Source organism: Brevundimonas sp. M1A4_2e, from assembly GCF_053345555.1.
Map to the genome: position 1 here is coordinate 33368 of NZ_JBKFAI010000004.1, position 16101 is coordinate 49468.

The following is a 16101-nucleotide window of genomic DNA, read 5'->3' on the forward strand; positions in this document are numbered from 1 at the left end:
CGTGATCAGGCGGTCTTGAGCAGGCGACGGCGCTGGACGGACGACGGAATTTTCAAGGTTTCCCGGTACTTGGCGACCGTGCGCCGGGCGATGTCGATGCCGGCCTCATTGAGGATTTCGACGATCCGATCGTCGCTCAGCACCTCGCCGTCCGCGTCCTCGGCGTCGATCATGGTCTTTATCCGGCGACGGACCGCTTCGGCCGAATGTGCGGCGCCGCCGTCGCTGGACTGGATGGCGGCGGTGAAGAAGAACTTCAGCTCGAACACCCCGCGCGGGGTGGAGACGTATTTGTTCGAGGTGACGCGGCTGACGGTGGACTCGTGCATCTCGATGGCTTCCGCCACCGTCTTCAGCGTCAGCGGACGCAGGAACTCGACGCCGAAGGCCAGGAAGGCGTCCTGCTGGCGCACGATCTCCGACGAGACCTTGAGGATGGTCTTGGCGCGCTGATCCAGCGACTTGACCAGCCAGCTGGCCTGGGCGGCGCAGTCGGCGACGAAGGTCTTCTCCGTGTCGGACCGGGCGCCCGCCGCGATCACCGCATGATAGCGCTTGTCCATCAGCAGCCGGGGCAGGGTGTCGGCGTTCAGCTCGACCCGCCAGCCGCCGGCCGGGTCGGGGCGCACATGAACGTCGGGCACGACCGTCTGCGCCGGTTCCCCGCCGAACCCGGCGCCGGGACGCGGCGTCAGGCCCTTCAGCTCGGCGACCATCTCGGCCAGATCTTCGCCGTCGACGCCGCACGCCTTGCGCAGGGCGGTCAGGTCGCGCCGCGCCAGCAGCTCAAGGTTCTCCAGCAGGGCCGCCATCGCCGGATCGAAACGGTTGCGCTCGACCAGTTGCATCGTCAGGCATTCGGCGATCGAACGGGCCATCACCCCCGTCGGCTCGAAGCCGTGGCAGACGCTCAGAACCGCTTCCACGCGGGCGACGTCCACGCCCAGCCGCTCGGCGATCTCGGCCAGATCGGCGCGCAGATAACCGCCTTCGTCCGTGGCGTCGATCAGGGTCAGGGCGATGCCGTGGTCGGCCGCCGACAGGCCCGCCGCCGAGGCCTGGGCCTGCAGATGCTCCCACAGGGTCAGGTCGCGATGATCGGGGCGCTCGCGCTCTTCGCCGTCAGCCATGCCGCCGGCCCCCGTGCGGGACCAGTCGTTCAGGCCGGGCTGGGCGGCGCCGTCCTCCTGACGGTCGCTGACCCGTTCGCCAGGCGCGGCGTCGCCGTACAGATCGTCCGAGGCGGCGTCCATGTTCTGGGCGTGGGCGTCGGACCCCTCGACGAAACTCAGTTCCGCCTCGCCGCCGTGGTCCGAGGCGGCGTCGGTGACGGCGTCGCTCGCGGAGTCTGGGGCGCTGTCCCCTCCGGCGTCAGCCTCGTCGCGTTGCAGCAGGGGATTGCGTTCCAGCTCGGCCTCGACGAAGGCCTCCAGCTCCAGGTTCGACAGTTGCAGCAGCTTGATCGCCTGCTGCAGCTGGGGCGTGATGACCAGCCCCTGCCCCTGCCTGACCTCCAGCCTCTGACCAATCACGTCGCTTCAACCCCGCCTGCGCACCAAGTGGCCCGCTTCTTGCTGGGGATGATGGGGCAGAGCCGTTAACGGGCGGTGATCAGGCGCCGCAGCCGGGGGCGCCTCGCGGCGTCTCAGCCGTACATCTCGCCCAGATAGACGCGGCGCACCTCGGCGTCGGCGACGGCTTCGTCCGCCGTGCCCTCGAACAGGACCGCGCCCGACGAGATGATCGAAACGCGGTCGATGATGTCCAGCGTCTCGCGCACATTGTGGTCGGTGATCAGCACGCCGATGCCCTGGCTCGACAGATAGCGGATCACCTGGCGGATATCGGCGATGGCCAGCGGATCGATGCCGGCGAACGGCTCGTCCAGCAGCATGAAGCTGGGGCGCGCGGCCAGGGCGCGGGCGATCTCGACGCGGCGCCGCTCGCCGCCGGACAGGCCGGTGGCCGGGGCGTGGCGCAGGTGGTCGATGCGCAGCTCCTCCAGCAGGCGGGACGTTTCGTCGCGCGCGCCGGCGGCGGTCTTCTCGCGCAGTTCGACCACGGCCTTGACGTTCTGCTCGACCGTCATGCCGCGAAAGATGGAGGCTTCCTGCGCCAGATAGCCCAGACCCATGCGGGCCCGCTGGTACATCGGCTGCCGGGTGATGTCCTCGTTGTCCAGCCAGATCGAGCCGCTGTCGGCGGGGATCAGGCCGGTGATCATGTAGAAGCAGGTCGTCTTGCCCGCCCCGTTGGGCCCCAGCAGGCCGCAGACCTCGCCGCGCTGGACGTTCAGGGAGACGTCGCGCACCACCTGCCGCTGGCCGAAGCTGCGGGCGATGTGCTCGACCCGCAGGCCTGTCGGGCGCGCGTCCTCGACCGCCGTCGCCGTCGGTTCGACGACCGGCGCGTCCAGGTTCAGGGCGGAGAGTTCCTTGCGCGCCACGCCGCCTCAGTTCCCTTGCGGGTAGAAGACGCCCTGGACGCGGCCGTTGCCGCCGCCGCCCTCGATGCGCGCCGTCTCGGTGCGGACGTTGTAGACCAGACGGCTGCCGGTCAGCACGCTCTTGCCCTGGGTCAGGATGACGTCGCCGGTCACCACGACGTTGCCGTCGTTCAGGGTGTAGACGGCGCGGTCGCCCTTCATGCTCTGGTCGGGGGTGACGAAGTAGACGCCGCCGCTGGCCTCGATGCGGTTCAGGTCGCCATTGGACGTAAAGCCCCGGATGGCGTCGGCCCGCAGACGGTTGCCGCCCTGCGTCACCTCGGCCCGGCCGCGCAGCGAGAAGCCGTCGGGCGTATACTCGCCGCTGTCGGCGCCGTACTGGACCGGCTGGCGGCTGGCGTCGGCGCGGGTGCTGGCGTTCTGGGCCCCCGAAACGGCGGGCAGCATCAGGGCGGTCAGCAGGGCGGCGCCTGCGATCGTCAGCTTGGACTTGGACAGTTTCATCGGTCGGCTCCGGCGGGATTGATCGTCCCGGTTACCTTGTTTTCGCCCTGGCCGTTGAAGACGACCCTCTGGCCCTGATCATAGATCGCATAAGACGAAGCATCGATGCTTCCAAGGGGGCCGCGACCCTGCACCCCCTTGTCGCCGGTGACCACCCCGGTGTCGGTGTCGACCACGGCTTCGGGCGTGGTCAGCTCCCAGCCGGTGCCGCCGTCCGAGATCTTCACGTTCGGGCCGATGACGACCTTGCGCTGGGTCTCGATATAGGTGCCGCCGTCCGCGCTCAGCTCCGTCGTCTTGCGCGCCCCCAGGTTCAGCCGCAGCAGGGGGCCGACCAGGCGGAAATGGCCGGTGGCCGGGTCGCGCACCGCGCCCTGGGCGCCGATCACGAAGGAGCGCCCTTGCGCGTCCTGGCCGTGGAACATCGGATTATCCAGCCGGATCTCGCGGCTTTCGCTGGCCTTGCGCTCGACCCCGGACATGACGGTGCGGAACACGGTCCAGGTCAGGGCGCCGCCCGCCAGCATCACGATGACGATCGGCAGCACGCGCCGATACAGCCTCACCCGTCGCGAGCGCGTGCGCCAGCGTTCGCCGGCGCGGGCGACGCGCGCCTCGTCGGCGCGCTTCTGCTCGTCCTGGACGTCGGGCTCGCTCATCGGCGTCTCGGGTCCGATCCTTTAGGCGTGGGCGAAGATGTCGATCTCGTCCCAACCGGCCAGGTCGAGGCGCGAACGCATGGGCAGGAAGTCGAAGCAGGCCTGGGCCAGCTCCATGCGGCCCTCGCGGACCAGCATCTCGTTCAGCCGGTTCATGATGACGTGCAGGTGAAGAACGTCCGAGGCGGCGTAGTCCAGCTGCGCCTGGCTCAGTTCGGCCGAGCCCCAGTCCGAGCTCTGCTGCGCCTTGGACATCTCGATCCCCGCCAGTTCGCGCGACACGTCCTTCAGGCCGTGGCGGTCGGTGTAGGTCCGCGCCAGCTTGGACGCGATCTTGGTGCAGTAGACCGGGCGCGTCTCGACGCCCAGGTGCAGCTCGAACATGCCGATGTCGAAGCGGCCGAAGTGGAAGATCTTCAGCACCTTGGGATCGGTCAGCAGCCGCTTCAGGTTGGGGCAGTCATAGACCGGGCGGTTCAGGCGCACGACGTGGGCGTTCCCGTCGCCCGACGACAGCTGCACCACGCACAGCGGATCGCGGCGGAAGCGCAGGCCCATCGTCTCGGAATCGATCGCCACCTCGGGGCCCAGGTCCAGGCCGTCGGGCAGGTCGCCTTCGTGGAAATAAACCGTCATGCGCGCAAACTCGTTCGTCGTTCAGGCCGCAACATAGACGAACCGCGCGCCACCGCCAGAACACAGGCGCCGGAACTCGGGCTCGACTTCGCCGTCGCGGCCGCGGGGAGGGAAGATCAGGGCCGAAATGACAAACGGCGCCGCATCCTATCGGATACAGCGCCGCTTGAGAAATGGTGCCCAGGAGAAGACTCGAACTTCCACGACCGTTAAGCCACTGGCACCTGAAGCCAGCGCGTCTACCAATTCCGCCACCTGGGCCCGGTGGGTCGCCCCGCCGAGGGCCGGACTAATAGGGGGGAGCCTCGGGGCGGTCAACAGGCTTTTTTCGGTTTCGTGAAAAAACTGCGCCGTTGACCAAAAGCTCCGGGAAATCCGCGCACTATCAGGCCAGCCAGACCATCATCCGCGTATCGGCGCTCTCGCCCCGCGCGCGGCTGAAGGCCGGACGGGTCTCGCCGGTATACAGGAAGCCCGCCTTTTCCAGCACCCGGCCCGAGGCGGGGTTATCGGCGAAGTGGCCGGCCATCAGCGCGCGGCGCCGCCACCGTGTCGAGGCCCACACCAGGGCGCCTTCCAGCGCCTCGGTCGCATAACCCCGGCCCCAGAACTCGCGTCCGATCCAATAGCCGGTCTCCGGCACGGCGTCGGCGTCGTGGAACATGCCGATGACGCCCACGGGGCCGTGGTCCTCGTGCTCGATCAGGAAGGTGTTGGCCTTCTTCGGATCCTGGGAGGCCACCTGCAGCACGAAGTCCTCGGCATGGTCGACGCCGAAGGGGTGGGGCATCCGCTTGGTCATGCGGGCGATGTCGTGGTCGTTGGCCAGGGCCGCGATCCGCGACACGTCCTGGGCGCCGGGGGCGCGCAGCAGCAGGCGCCGCGTCTCGACGACGGGAGAGGTTTCGATCACGCACATGGTTCGGCCTCGATGTCTTCGGCGCCGCCTCCTTGGAGGGCTCGGGCGGCATTCGAGGCGGGGAAACGCAAACGGGGAGCCTGGTGATCCAGACTCCCCGCGGAATATTTTCCCTTGGTCCGGATCGGCTGCTGTCGAGAGCAACGCGATCCGGGGAAATACTGTCCTGGCTTCGCGTTACTCGGCGGCCATCGCCTGGGCGTCGTCGTTGGCCGGGAGAATCGACACGTAACAACGGCCGCCACGTTTGGTGGTGAACTGGACGGCGCCGGTCACAGTGGCGAACAGGGTGTGGTCGCGGCCCAGGCCGACGTTGGTGCCCGGGTGGAACTTGGTGCCGCGCTGACGCACGAGGATGTTGCCGGCCAGCACGTGCTCGCCGCCGAACTTCTTCACGCCAAGGCGTTTCGACTCTGAGTCGCGGCCGTTACGCGACGAACCGCCAGATTTCTTGTGAGCCATCTTGCTGCTCCTCTTCCTTGGTGCGCTACCGCCCGTTCGGGCTGCTTGAGCGCGCCATCTGTTCTGCTAGGCGCTGATCCAGCGCCGGTGAAAATCTTAGGCTTCGGCGCCTTCGGCGGCGTCAGCCTTGGCGGCCTTCTTGGCCGGAGCCTTCTTGGCCTTCGGGGCTTCGGCTTCGACAGCCTCGACGCGCGGGGCCAGGCCGCGAGCGCGGGCGTTGATCTCGGCCTTGGTCATCAGGTCGACCGCGCCGTCCCACTTCGCCTTCTCGCCGGCGCCTTCGATGCCGGTGATGCGCAGGACCGATTCCATCTGGCGATGGCCGTTCGTGCGGCGATAGCCCTGACGACGGATCTTCTTGAAGATCTTGATCTTCTCGCCCTTGCGGGTCTCGATCAGCGTGGCTGCGACAGCGGCGCCGTCGATCAGCGGAGCGCCGACCGTAACACCCTTGTCGCCGCCCAGCATGAGGACTTCACCGAAATTGACGGCAGCGCCAGCGTCGCCGTCGATCTTCTCGACAACAATCACATCGCCCGGTTGAACCCGGTACTGCTTTCCGCCGGTCTTGATCACCGCGTACATTAGGAAGCCTCAGCGTGAACGCAAAAATGGATGCGCCCGCCAGGAGACCCTGCGGGCGAAGAGCGGCGACATATACGGATGGTCACGGAAGAGTCAACGTGAAACGGACGCCCAAGGGGGCAAAACCCGCCCGAAACGGGTTCCGAGCCGACTCTGTGGCCCTGATGCACGGGCGATGCAAGCGCGTGGGGGACTCCTGGGTCCCTATATAGAAGACGCGACGTGGCGCCGCGGACGAAGATTCTTCGCCGATTCTTCTCGACTGTTATAAGGTAACACTCTAAGGGAGCGGCCATGTCCTCTCCCGATCTCGCCGAGCCGGTTCTGCTGTCGCTTCTGGGCGGCGGCTTCGTCGCGGCCTTCCTGCACGCAGCCCTGCCGACCCACTGGCTGCCGTTCGTCCTGGTCGGACGGGCGCAGCGCTGGAGCGTGGCGCGGGTGATGACGACCGTAGTGACGGCCGGTCTGGCGCACATCGCGTCGACGGCCCTGGTCGGGTCGCTGATCGTGGCGGCGGGTCTGGCGCTGAACCGCTGGGTGGAGGGGCTTCTGCCGCATCTGTCGGCGGGTCTGCTGTTCCTGTTCGGCGCCTTCTATCTGGCCAAGGCGTCGTTGAAGCGTACGGCGACGGCCGGCGGCCCGGCGGTGGACGCGGGCGATGGGGCCGGACCCGCCGTATCTGATCGGGCGGCTTTCCTGGGGCTGGTGCTGATGATGGCGGTCACCCCGGGCGAGGTGCTTCTGCCCATCTATCTGTCCTCGGCGACCGAAGGCTTCTGGGCGCTAGGCCTTCTGACGCTGGTGTTCGCGGCGGGGACGGTGCTGGGCATGACCCTGTTGGCGGCTCTGGCGACGGCGGGCTACTCCATCCTGCGTCTGGAGCGGTGGGCGCGCTATGAAGGCGCCATTCTGGGCGGGGCGCTGATCCTGATCGGCTTCCTGGTGCTGACGCATCAACACTGATCCGATGTCTGATAGGTTATATATTTACATTCAATGACTTGCGGTTGGCGAGCATTGACCGGGCCGCGGACGCCGGCCTAGAGGAGGAGACATGGCGCACGATCATGCTCACGACCATGACGGTCCTTCCCACGCCCATACACATGGCCACGGCCACGGCATCGGCGGCCATCATCACGGCCCGACCGACACCGGCGACTGGCGCTACGCCGTCGGCCTGATCGTCAACCTGGTCTTTGTCGCTGTCGAGTTCACGGCGGGCTTCATCGCCGACTCTACCGCCCTGATGGCGGATGCGGGGCACAACCTGTCAGACGTCCTCGGCCTGGCCATGGCGGGCGGCGCGGCCTGGCTGGCCCGGCGCGCCGCAGGGGCCCGGCGCACCTACGGCTACGGCAAGGCGACGGTGCTGGCGGCCCTGGGCAACGCCCTGCTGCTGATCTTCGCCTGCGGGGCCATCGCCTTCGAGGCGGTGCGCCGTCTGGCCGAGCCGGCGCCGGTCGCCTCGGGCGTCATCATCGCCGTGGCGGGGATCGGCTTCATCATCAACCTGGGCACCGCCCTGATGTTCATGAAGGACCAGCACAAGGACCTGAACGTGCGCGGCGCCTATCTGCACATGATGGCGGACGCCGGGGTGTCGCTGGGCGTGGTCATCGCCGGCGTCGTCATTCTGTTCACCGGCTGGTCCCTGATCGACGGCGTGGTCAGCCTGATCATCGTCGCGGTCATCATGATCGGCACCTGGGGTCTGCTGAAGGACTCCGTCAACCTGGCGCTGGACGCCGCGCCCAACGGCCTGGACGTGGCCGAGATCCGCAGCGGGCTTCTGGCTCTGCCGGGGGTGACGGCGGTGCACGACCTGCACGTCTGGGGCCTGTCGACTACCGATGCCGCCCTGACCGCCCACCTGGTCCACGACCGCCCGGACCCCGACGCCCTTCTGGCCGAGGCGCAAGGGCTGGCGCGCGGCCGCTTCGACATCAGCCACACGACGCTGCAACTGGAAACGGGCGTCCTGCCCGATTGTCCGGCCTGCTGAGCCTGCTTTCCTCCCCATGTCATGGGGAGGGGGACCGCGAAGCGGTGGAGGGGCTTTGCGACGGCGCAACCAAGCGGCCCCTCCGTCTCGTCGGCTGCGCCGCCGATCCACCTCCCCATTTCATGGGGAGGAGAGGGCGTCGAACGTCTTCCATTTCCGCCTTCGACGCGCCATCTAGCGAGCCATGACCCAGAAGACACCCGTGACCGTCCTCACCGGCTACCTCGGCGCCGGCAAGACCACCCTGCTGAACCGCATCCTCACCGAGGACCACGGCAAGCGCTACGCCGTCATCGTCAATGAGTTCGGCGAGGTCGGCATCGACAACGACCTGGTGGTCGGCGCCGACGAGGACGTGTTCGAGATGAACAACGGCTGCGTCTGCTGCACGGTGCGCGGCGACCTGATCCGCGTGGTCAACGGCCTGATGAAGCGCCAGCGTCCCGGCAAGCCGGCCTTCGACGCCATCATCGTCGAGACCACCGGTCTGGCCGACCCCGGCCCGGTGGCCCAGACCTTCTTCGTCGACGACGAGGTCAAGGCCAAGACCCAGCTGGACAGCGTGACCGCCCTGGTCGACGCCAAACACGTCATGGCGCGTCTGGACGATTCTAAAGAGGCGCGCGAGCAGGTCGCCTTCGCCGACCGCATCATCCTGAACAAGATCGACCTGGTGGACGAGGCCCAACTGGCCGCCGTCGAGACCCGTCTGCGCGCGCTCAACCCCCTGGCCCCCATCGTCCGCGCCGAGCGCTCGAACGTGCCGCTGGACCAGGTGCTGGGCCTGCACGCCTTCGACCTGGACCGCATCCTCGAGGTCAAGCCGGACTTCGTGAACCCGCCCCACGGCGCCGAGGGCCACGTCCACGACGAACACTGCGGCCACGGGCATGACCATGCCGAGGACCATGTCCACGACGAGCATTGCGGTCATGACCATGACCACGATCACGCGCACGGCCCGCGCGGCCACGCCCACGAGGACGACATCAAGGGCGTTTCCTTGACGCTGGACCGTCCGCTGAACGGCGCCAAATTCACCGCCTGGCTCGACCGTCTGCTTGGCGAGCAGGGGCAGAACATCCTGCGCGCCAAGGGCATCATCGACGTTCAGGGCGAGGACCGCCGTCTGGTCTTCCAGGCCGTGCACATGATCCTGGAAGGCGACCTTCAGCAGCCCTGGGGCGAGAAGGAGCGCCGCTGGAGCCGCGCCGTCTTCATCGGCCGCGACCTGAACGAGGCCGAACTCAAGGCCGGGTTCGAGGCCTGCGCGGCATGAACCCGCCGCCCCGCCCGCGCGCAGAAGCCAAGCTGATCTACGGCACGCCCGAGTTCGAGATCGTGCAGCACGGCGACCACGTCCGCTGCGCCGTCTCGGGCGCGCCGATCCCGCTGGAGGCCCTCAACTACTGGAGCGTCGAGCTTCAGGAGGCCTATGCGTCCGGCGAACTGATGACGAAGCGCTGGGTCGAGACGCAGAAGTCGTAGGCTATTTCGGGCGCACCGCCGCGCTTGCCATTTTTTGCCATCAGCGTAGGCTCCCCGCATGAGCACGATGAATATCTCGCTGCCCGATCCGATGAAGGCCTTCGTCGACGAACAGGTCGCGGAGCGAGGTTATGGCTCCTCGAGCGAGTATGTCCGTGATCTGATCCGCAAAGACGGGGATCGGCAGAAGCTGCGTAGTCTGTTGTTAGTCGGCGCTGAATCCGGCCCGACCGGGCCGGCCGATGGAGCCTATTTCGAAAGCCTGAGAGCGCGTATCGCCAGCCGTCGCCCGGCGTGAAGACCAAGGCTGTCATTCCGCGCGAACAGGCCGCACACGATATCGAAGAGGCGTTGGAATACTATCTCGAGGCAGCGGGCGATGTCGTCGCCAGCGCTTTCGTTGATGCGCTTGAACAGGCTCTGAACCACGTCGCGCGGCATCCGGCCTCCGGTTCGCTTCGATATGCTCATGAGCTTGATTTGCCGGCACTGCGCTGCTGGCGGGTCCGCGATTATCCCTATCTGCTGTTCTATGTAGAACGCGAAGACCACATCGACCTGTGGCGCGTTCTGCATGGCGAGCGCGACCTGCCGGTCTGGATGCGAGCGTAAAGTCAGGCTTAGGACGCCAATCGTTCCGCCAGCCACTCGGTCATCACCCGCGCCAGCGCCTTCGGCTGTTCCAGCGGGATCATGTGGCCGCTGTGCGTCACGGTCTCCAACGTCGAGCCGGAAATCCCCCGCCGCAGTTCCTCCGCCTCCTCGCGGCTGCGCAGCCGATCAGTATCCCCCGCCACGATCAGCGTCGGCTGAGCAATCTCGCCCAGCCGCTCCAGATCGCCCGCCCGCGCCATCGCCGACTGGCGGTGAAACACCTCGCCGCCCAGCCGCAAGCCCATGTCGCGCACCCGCGCGATCATCGCCTCGTCGTTCGCCAGATCAGGGTGCAGGGACGAGACGATGGCCGGGCGGCTCAACCCCTTGAAGGCCCTCGGCGGCGCCTTCAGGGCCGAGCGCCGCTGGCGGATCAGCTCTTCGGTATCCCCGCGCGCCGAGGTGGCGATCAGGATCAGGGCCTCGACCCGCTCCGGCGCGATCCGCGCCAGCTCCCGCGCCACATAGCCGCCCATGGAGAAGCCCACGGCGACGAACCGCTCGGGCGCATCGGCCAGGATGGCGGCGGCCATGCTCTCGATATCCTCGCCCCGGCTGAGGTCGGTGGCGACCAGCGGGCCGAACGGGGCCAGGTCGTCCGTCATGGCGTCCCACAGGGTCGCATCGGCCATGAAGCCGGGAATGAGCAGCAGGGTCATGCCATCCTCATAGACCCGCCACGCGACAGACGCGACGCAGGACGCTATGAGGCCGGTCTGACTTTTCTCGCTTTTCGTGAGCCGCCATGACGACCTTCTCCTTCGACGCCCAGGTCACCGCCGCCCTGTTCGACAAGACCGGCGCGATCTTCGCCCTGGGCGACGGCTCGGTGCGGTTCGAGAGCGGCGCCCGCAGCGAGGTCCATGACGGCGCCGTCCTGTGCGCCTGCGTCCACCCCTCGGGCGAGGGGATCGTCACCGGCGGCGACGACGGCAAGCTGGTGTGGAGCCGCGAGGGCGAGGCCGTGCTGCTGGCCCAGACCAAGGGCCAATGGATCGACGCCGTCGCCGCCTCGGCCGAGTCCGGCCTGATCGCCTTCTCGTCGGGCCGGACGCTGAGCGTGCTGGACAGCAAGGACGTGGCTTTCCGCCGCGCGTTCCAGCACGAGCGCACCGTCTCGGGCGTGGCCTTCGACCCCAAGGGCCGCCGTATCGCCGCCTCGACCTATGGCGGCGCCTGGCTGTGGTACGCCCGCATCGAGCAGCAGCAGCCGACCAAGCTGGCCTGGGCCGGGTCGCACCTGGCGGTCGGCTTCTCCACCGACGGCGCCTTCGTCGTCACGGCGATGCAGGACAACCAACTGCACGGTTGGCGTCTGAAGGATCAGAAGAACATGCGGATGGGCGGCTATCCGTCCAAGATCAAGAGCTTCGCCTTCCTGGCCAAGGGGCAGCTGCTGGCCACCTCGGGCGCGCAAGGGGTGGTGCTGTGGCCCTTCGTCGGCGCCAACGGGCCGATGGGCCGCGAGGCGACCGAGATCGGCTATGACGAGACGACCCTGATCGCCCAGGTCGCCGCCGCCCCCGCCCACGGCCGTCTGGCGGCGGGGCTGGAAGACGGGCGCGTCTGGTGGGCCGATCCGGCCGGGCGCGGCCTTCAGTTCGTCAAGCAGGACAAGGGCGCCCCCATCACCGCCCTGGCCATGAGTTCCGGCGCCGCCCGCATCGCCTGGGCGGACGAGGACGGCCACGCGGGCGTGGCCTCGCTCTGATCGGCCTTGCGCTGAAGCTTGGCTGAGTCAGGATGACGGCATGACCCGCGCGAAACACCGCAAGCGCCGCCCGCTTCTGACCCTGTTGCTGATCCTGGCCCTGTTCCCGCTGGCCGGGGTGGCGGTGCATCGCTTTCTGCCGCCGCTGGCGACGATCCTGATGGTCAAGCAGGCGGCCGCCGGGCACGGCATGGACTATCGCTGGCGCTCGCTGGACCGGATCTCTCCGCGTCTGGTCGAGGCGGTGATCGCCGCCGAGGACGCCCGTTTCTGCCAGCACCACGGCTTCGACGTCGAGGCCATCCAGAAGGCGATGGAGGCCAACGAACGCGCCGAACAGCGCGGCTCGGACAAGAGGCGCGGCGCTTCGACCATCAGCCAGCAGACCGCCAAGAACGTCTTCCTGTGGCCCGGCCGCGACTGGGTCCGTAAGGGCCTGGAGGCGGGCTACACCGGCCTGATCGAGATCGGCTGGGGCAAGCGGCGGATCATGGAGATGTATCTGAACGTCGCCGAATGGGCGCCGGGCGTCTATGGCGCCGAGGCCGCCTCGCGCCACTGGTTCAACAAGAGCGCCGACAAGCTGACCGCCAGCGAGGCCGCCCGCCTGGCCGCCATCCTGCCCAGCCCGCGCCGCTACAAGGCGGCCAACTCCGGCCCCTACGTCCGCCGCCGCGCCGCGCGCATCCAGGCGGCCATGGGCACGGTGCGGCAGCAGGGTCTGGACGCCTGCGTCGACCGCCGCTGACGCCAGCCGCGGCAACCCGCCGTTAACCGTGAACTTGGGGCCAAGCCTTAACGCACCCGCGTCATGCTGGGATCGACTGCGGGCCGGTGCGTCCGCGCGCGACACGGCGGGATTTCACGGTGAAACACGGTCTGAAACGAGCAGGACGAGGCCTTCGCCTCTTCGTCCGCCGCCTGATGCGCCAGACCCAGGGCAATGTCGCCCTGATGTTCGCCATCGCCCTGCCGATCCTGATGATGATCACCCTGGGCGCCGTCGACCTGCACCAGGCCTCCAAGGTGAAGGCGGAGCTTCAGGACGCGCTGGACGCCGCCGCCCTGGCCGCCGCCCGTTCGGTCTACAGCGACAACGTCAATATCAACCGGGTCGGCATGGCCGCGCTGAAGGCCAATATGCCGCGCTATTTTCAGGCGGGCTCTGACGACACCGCGACCTTTGTCCTGGCCAACAACCGCGTCACCGGCGAGGCGCGCGTCAATGTGAAGGTGCTGGTCGCCAACATCTTCCTGCCGCCCTACGGCAAGCTGCTGGACGACCACCTGCCGGTCGGCAGCCGCTCCGAAGTCCTGCGCGCCTCGCGCAACGTCGAGGTGGCGATGGCGCTGGACATCACCGGGTCGATGGACAACTGCACGCGCAACTGCCCGCCGACGTCCAAGCTCCAGGACCTGCAGGCGGCGGCCAAGGATCTGATCGACATCGTGGTCCAGGATCAGCAGACGCCCTTCTACTCCAAGGTGGCGCTGGTCCCCTATGCTGCGGGTGTGAACGTCGGATCGCTGGCGGCGCAGGCGCGCGGGCCGCTGGACAGCACGACCCGTTCCGTCACGGCCGCGACGTGGGTGAGCGGGACGGTGCGCACCATCTCGAACATTTCGCGGGCCTCGCCGACGACGATCACCTCCAACGGCCACGGCTTCGCCACCGGCGACCGGGTGGTGCTGTGGAACGTCCAGGACATCCCCGCTCTGAACGGCGTTCCCTATGAGGTGGCGAGGATCTCCAACAACCAGTTCCAGCTCAGGACGCTGTCGGCGTCCGGCGCAGCCTCCAGTTATCAGGGCTCGTCCACCAGCACGACGAAATCGGCCTATGTCGCCAAATGCGTGCGCAGCGACTGCGGCCTGACGGTCACGGTCGGCGGTCACGGCCTTTCGGTGAACGACCATGTCCGCCTGACCAGCATGGGCGGCCTGGCCCAGTTGAACGAGGCGGGGTTCCGCGTCGCGAGCGTCAGCGGATCGCAACTGATTCTGAATTCGACGCGCAGCCTGGGTCTGGCCCAGACCTCAAAGGGCGGCGTCTCCTATTCCGGCGGCGGTCAGCTGATGAACGGGCGCGACGGCGCCGAATGGCGCGTTTTCTCCACGGCGGACGGCTACATCAACGTGCTGCCCTCCAGCACCTGCGTCAGCGAGCGCGTCGGCGTCGAACGCTATACAGAGGCGCGGCCGTCCACCGCCTATGTCGGCCGCAGCTATCTGGGCTCGGACAACGCCTGCCCCAGCGCCGCCATCACCCCGCTGACGGCCAGCGCCACCACCCTGAAGGCCAAGATCGACCAGTTGCGCAAAAGCGGCTCGACGGCGGGCCAGATCGGCATCGGGTGGGCCTGGTACATGCTGTCGCCCAACTTCGCCTCCCTGTTCGACGGGGCGGGCAAGCCCGGCGAATACGCGCCTTCGGAGACGCTGAAGGTGGCCATCCTGATGACCGACGGCGAGTTCAACACCCCCTTCCGGGACGGCGTCATCGCTCTGGACGCGGGATCAGGCAGCGGCGGCCTGAACACCCACATCAACCTGAACTCCTCCAACGGCGACCCCTTCATTCAGTCGGTCGAGTTGTGCCGGGCCATGCAGGCCAGGGGGGTGGTCGTCTATACGGTCGGCTTCGACCTGGGCAGCGACACCGGCAAGCCCAATGTGGTCGACAGCGCTCTGGACGTGATGCGCCAGTGCGCCACCAGTGAGCAAACCCACTTCTTCGAAGCCAACAGCGGCGCCGATCTGAAGGAAGCCTTCCGCGCCATCGGCCGCGACATCACCCGCCTGCGCATCGCCCGCTAAGGCGGGGCGGGGCGGATTTCTCCTCCCCATGCAATAGGGAGGTGGATCGGGCGCGTCAGCGACCGAGACGGAGGGGCCGCTGGGTTCGGCTGTCGCGACGCCCCTCCACCGCTTCGCGGTCCCCCTCCCCATGGGCATGGGGAGGAAAAACCTCGGTCATACCCGCGCCTCCCCCAATCAGATCAGGCGGATTTCCTTGAGCCGCTCGGTCAGGAAGTCCTCGGCCAGGATAGTCTTGCCGACATAGCGGTCCGGGTTTTCCGGGGTGACCGTCGACGGCAGGGTCTCGATCGGGAAGTCCGGGTTGAAGTGCAGGAAGAAGGGCGTCGAATAGCGGGCGAAGCCGCGACGCTCGGGCGCCGGATTGACCACGCGGTGCGTCGTCGACGGCAGGACGTGGTTGACCAGCCGCTGCAGCATGTCGCCGATGTTGACCACCAGGGCGCCCGGCGGCGGCGCGATGTCCAGCCACTCGCCGTCGGAGTCCTTCAGCTGCAGCCCGGCCTCTTCGGCGCCCAGCAGCAGGGTGATGACGTTGATGTCCTCATGGGCGCCCGCGCGCACGCCCTCGGCGTCGGCCGGGATCGGCGGATAGTGCAGCAGACGCAGCACGCTGTTGCCCAGCTGGACCTTGTCCTCGAAATAGGCGTCGTCCAGCTTCAGATAGCGGGCGATGGCCTTCAGGATGCGGCGGCCCAGTTCGTCCAGACCTTCGTACAGGCCATAGACGTGCTGGCGGAAGCCTTCGATCTCGGTCGGCCAGACGTTGTCGCGCATGTATTGGCGATAGGGATGGTCGGCGGGCAGTTCGCGGCCGGTGTGCCAGAACTCTTTCAGGTCGACCGCCTTGGCGCCCTTGGCCGCCTCGACGCCGAAGGGGGTCAGGCCGCGCGCGCCGCCGGCGCCGGGCTGATGATACTGGCGCTTCACGTCTTCGGGCAGGGCGAAGAAGGCCTTGGCGTCGTTGACGGCGGCGTCGATCAGCCCCTGATCCAGGCCATGGTCGGCGATGACCGCGAAGCCGTAGCGGGAAAAGGAGGCGCCCAGGGCGTCCGAGAAGGCCTGGAAGTCGGCGTCATAGGCCTTCATCGACACCGGGACGATGGCGCGGGTCTTGGCCTGGTCCTCGGCGGAGACGGCGGTGAGGGGAGAGGTCACTGTGAAATCAGCCTCTGTGATGGTGAGTATGGCCGCCCTCATACGCCCAATGGAGGC

The 16101-nt window shown here is 67.8% G+C and carries 19 protein-coding genes and 1 tRNA gene; 9 read left to right on the forward strand and 11 right to left on the reverse strand.

Annotated elements, in window-relative coordinates:
* Window positions 1-5: 5 nt before the first annotated feature.
* The 9 genes from rpoN to rplU all read right to left on the reverse strand — a co-directional run bounded on the left by rpoN (window position 6) and on the right by rplU (window position 6211).
* Entirely contained in the window at window positions 6-1532 is a 1527-nt protein-coding gene (rpoN, locus tag ACLBV5_RS09435) for an RNA polymerase factor sigma-54 (protein WP_447605496.1), read from the reverse strand.
* Between the two features lie 113 nt (window positions 1533-1645).
* Entirely contained in the window at window positions 1646-2446 is an 801-nt protein-coding gene (lptB, locus tag ACLBV5_RS09440; protein ID WP_447605497.1) for an LPS export ABC transporter ATP-binding protein, read from the reverse strand.
* Between the two features lie 6 nt (window positions 2447-2452).
* The gene (locus ACLBV5_RS09445) at window positions 2453-2950 is read right to left on the reverse strand and encodes an LptA/OstA family protein (protein ID WP_024354496.1); all 498 of its coding nucleotides are present in this window, start codon (window positions 2948-2950) and stop codon (window positions 2453-2455) included.
* A complete protein-coding gene (gene lptC / locus ACLBV5_RS09450) occupies window positions 2947-3609 on the reverse strand; it encodes an LPS export ABC transporter periplasmic protein LptC (RefSeq protein WP_025977759.1) in 663 nt (220 codons plus the stop codon). Before lptC ends, ACLBV5_RS09445 begins: the two co-directional genes overlap by 4 nt.
* A gap of 21 nt (window positions 3610-3630) precedes the next feature.
* Window positions 3631-4245, reverse strand: coding sequence for a ribonuclease D (locus ACLBV5_RS09455; RefSeq protein WP_447605498.1), 615 nt, complete (start codon window positions 4243-4245; stop codon window positions 3631-3633).
* Between the two features lie 174 nt (window positions 4246-4419).
* Window positions 4420-4506, reverse strand: a tRNA-Leu gene (locus tag ACLBV5_RS09460).
* 124 nt (window positions 4507-4630) lie between these two features.
* Complete coding sequence (locus tag ACLBV5_RS09465) at window positions 4631-5164, reverse strand: GNAT family N-acetyltransferase (RefSeq protein WP_447605499.1); 534 nt, start codon at window positions 5162-5164, stop codon at window positions 4631-4633.
* Between the two features lie 177 nt (window positions 5165-5341).
* On the reverse strand, window positions 5342-5626 hold the full coding sequence (gene rpmA, locus ACLBV5_RS09470; RefSeq protein WP_134581630.1) for a 50S ribosomal protein L27: 285 nt from the start codon (window positions 5624-5626) through the stop codon (window positions 5342-5344).
* Window positions 5627-5722: 96 nt separating this feature from the next.
* Window positions 5723-6211 carry a 50S ribosomal protein L21 gene (gene rplU, locus ACLBV5_RS09475; protein WP_025977755.1) on the reverse strand — a complete coding sequence of 163 codons (489 nt, stop codon included), beginning with the start codon at window positions 6209-6211 and terminating at the stop codon, window positions 5723-5725.
* A gap of 294 nt (window positions 6212-6505) precedes the next feature.
* Between rplU and ACLBV5_RS09480 the strand changes: the two genes are divergently transcribed.
* The 6 genes from ACLBV5_RS09480 (at window position 6506) to ACLBV5_RS09505 (ending at window position 10316) form a co-directional block, all read left to right on the forward strand.
* The gene (locus tag ACLBV5_RS09480; RefSeq protein ID WP_191743602.1) at window positions 6506-7174 is read left to right on the forward strand and encodes a hypothetical protein; all 669 of its coding nucleotides are present in this window, start codon (window positions 6506-6508) and stop codon (window positions 7172-7174) included.
* Window positions 7175-7265: 91 nt separating this feature from the next.
* Window positions 7266-8216, forward strand: coding sequence for a cation diffusion facilitator family transporter (locus ACLBV5_RS09485; protein WP_447605500.1), 951 nt, complete (start codon window positions 7266-7268; stop codon window positions 8214-8216).
* Window positions 8217-8400: 184 nt separating this feature from the next.
* The gene (locus ACLBV5_RS09490; RefSeq protein WP_447605501.1) at window positions 8401-9495 is read left to right on the forward strand and encodes a CobW family GTP-binding protein; all 1095 of its coding nucleotides are present in this window, start codon (window positions 8401-8403) and stop codon (window positions 9493-9495) included.
* Window positions 9492-9704 carry a DUF2093 domain-containing protein gene (locus ACLBV5_RS09495; protein WP_025977751.1) on the forward strand — a complete coding sequence of 71 codons (213 nt, stop codon included), beginning with the start codon at window positions 9492-9494 and terminating at the stop codon, window positions 9702-9704. Before ACLBV5_RS09490 ends, ACLBV5_RS09495 begins: the two co-directional genes overlap by 4 nt.
* Window positions 9705-9762: 58 nt before the next feature.
* Window positions 9763-10002: a type II toxin-antitoxin system ParD family antitoxin gene (locus ACLBV5_RS09500; protein ID WP_025977750.1), complete on the forward strand. Its 240-nt coding sequence runs from the start codon at window positions 9763-9765 to the stop codon at window positions 10000-10002.
* A complete protein-coding gene (locus ACLBV5_RS09505; RefSeq protein WP_447605502.1) occupies window positions 9999-10316 on the forward strand; it encodes a type II toxin-antitoxin system RelE/ParE family toxin in 318 nt (105 codons plus the stop codon). Before ACLBV5_RS09500 ends, ACLBV5_RS09505 begins: the two co-directional genes overlap by 4 nt.
* 8 nt (window positions 10317-10324) lie before the next feature.
* On the opposite strand, the gene ACLBV5_RS09510 is transcribed toward ACLBV5_RS09505, so the two are convergent.
* Window positions 10325-11017, reverse strand: a complete 693-nt coding sequence (locus ACLBV5_RS09510) for an alpha/beta fold hydrolase (RefSeq protein ID WP_447605503.1) — start codon at window positions 11015-11017, stop codon at window positions 10325-10327.
* A gap of 86 nt (window positions 11018-11103) precedes the next feature.
* Here ACLBV5_RS09510 and ACLBV5_RS09515 point away from each other — a divergent pair, with 86 nt between their 5' ends.
* From ACLBV5_RS09515 to ACLBV5_RS09525, 3 genes are all read left to right on the forward strand, one after another.
* Window positions 11104-12069: a WD40 repeat domain-containing protein gene (locus ACLBV5_RS09515; RefSeq protein ID WP_025977747.1), complete on the forward strand. Its 966-nt coding sequence runs from the start codon at window positions 11104-11106 to the stop codon at window positions 12067-12069.
* A 40-nt stretch (window positions 12070-12109) separates the two neighbouring features.
* Window positions 12110-12817, forward strand: coding sequence for a monofunctional biosynthetic peptidoglycan transglycosylase (gene mtgA, locus ACLBV5_RS09520; RefSeq protein ID WP_447605504.1), 708 nt, complete (start codon window positions 12110-12112; stop codon window positions 12815-12817).
* 176 nt (window positions 12818-12993) lie between these two features.
* Window positions 12994-14886: a pilus assembly protein TadG-related protein gene (locus ACLBV5_RS09525; RefSeq protein WP_447605505.1), complete on the forward strand. Its 1893-nt coding sequence runs from the start codon at window positions 12994-12996 to the stop codon at window positions 14884-14886.
* A gap of 177 nt (window positions 14887-15063) precedes the next feature.
* On the opposite strand, the gene ACLBV5_RS09530 is transcribed toward ACLBV5_RS09525, so the two are convergent.
* A complete protein-coding gene (locus ACLBV5_RS09530; RefSeq protein WP_447605506.1) occupies window positions 15064-16086 on the reverse strand; it encodes an isopenicillin N synthase family dioxygenase in 1023 nt (340 codons plus the stop codon).
* Window positions 16087-16101: the final 15 nt, after the last annotated feature.

Coding starts and splice junctions, on each gene's coding strand:
- ACLBV5_RS09515 (WP_025977747.1), top strand. CDS start 11,104: ATGACGACCTTCTCCTTCGACGCCCAGGTCACCGCCGCCCTGTTCGAC.
- ACLBV5_RS09510 (WP_447605503.1), bottom strand. CDS start 11,017: ATGACCCTGCTGCTCATTCCCGGCTTCATGGCCGATGCGACCCTGTGG.
- ACLBV5_RS09525 (WP_447605505.1), top strand. CDS start 12,994: ATGCGCCAGACCCAGGGCAATGTCGCCCTGATGTTCGCCATCGCCCTG.
- ACLBV5_RS09490 (WP_447605501.1), top strand. CDS start 8,401: ATGACCCAGAAGACACCCGTGACCGTCCTCACCGGCTACCTCGGCGCC.
- rplU (WP_025977755.1), bottom strand. CDS start 6,211: ATGTACGCGGTGATCAAGACCGGCGGAAAGCAGTACCGGGTTCAACCG.
- ACLBV5_RS09495 (WP_025977751.1), top strand. CDS start 9,492: ATGAACCCGCCGCCCCGCCCGCGCGCAGAAGCCAAGCTGATCTACGGC.
- ACLBV5_RS09480 (WP_191743602.1), top strand. CDS start 6,506: ATGTCCTCTCCCGATCTCGCCGAGCCGGTTCTGCTGTCGCTTCTGGGC.
- ACLBV5_RS09465 (WP_447605499.1), bottom strand. CDS start 5,164: ATGTGCGTGATCGAAACCTCTCCCGTCGTCGAGACGCGGCGCCTGCTG.
- ACLBV5_RS09445 (WP_024354496.1), bottom strand. CDS start 2,950: ATGAAACTGTCCAAGTCCAAGCTGACGATCGCAGGCGCCGCCCTGCTG.
- rpmA (WP_134581630.1), bottom strand. CDS start 5,626: ATGGCTCACAAGAAATCTGGCGGTTCGTCGCGTAACGGCCGCGACTCA.
- lptC (WP_025977759.1), bottom strand. CDS start 3,609: ATGAGCGAGCCCGACGTCCAGGACGAGCAGAAGCGCGCCGACGAGGCG.
- ACLBV5_RS09455 (WP_447605498.1), bottom strand. CDS start 4,245: ATGACGGTTTATTTCCACGAAGGCGACCTGCCCGACGGCCTGGACCTG.
- ACLBV5_RS09500 (WP_025977750.1), top strand. CDS start 9,763: ATGAGCACGATGAATATCTCGCTGCCCGATCCGATGAAGGCCTTCGTC.
- ACLBV5_RS09530 (WP_447605506.1), bottom strand. CDS start 16,086: ATGAGGGCGGCCATACTCACCATCACAGAGGCTGATTTCACAGTGACC.
- ACLBV5_RS09485 (WP_447605500.1), top strand. CDS start 7,266: ATGGCGCACGATCATGCTCACGACCATGACGGTCCTTCCCACGCCCAT.
- mtgA (WP_447605504.1), top strand. CDS start 12,110: ATGACCCGCGCGAAACACCGCAAGCGCCGCCCGCTTCTGACCCTGTTG.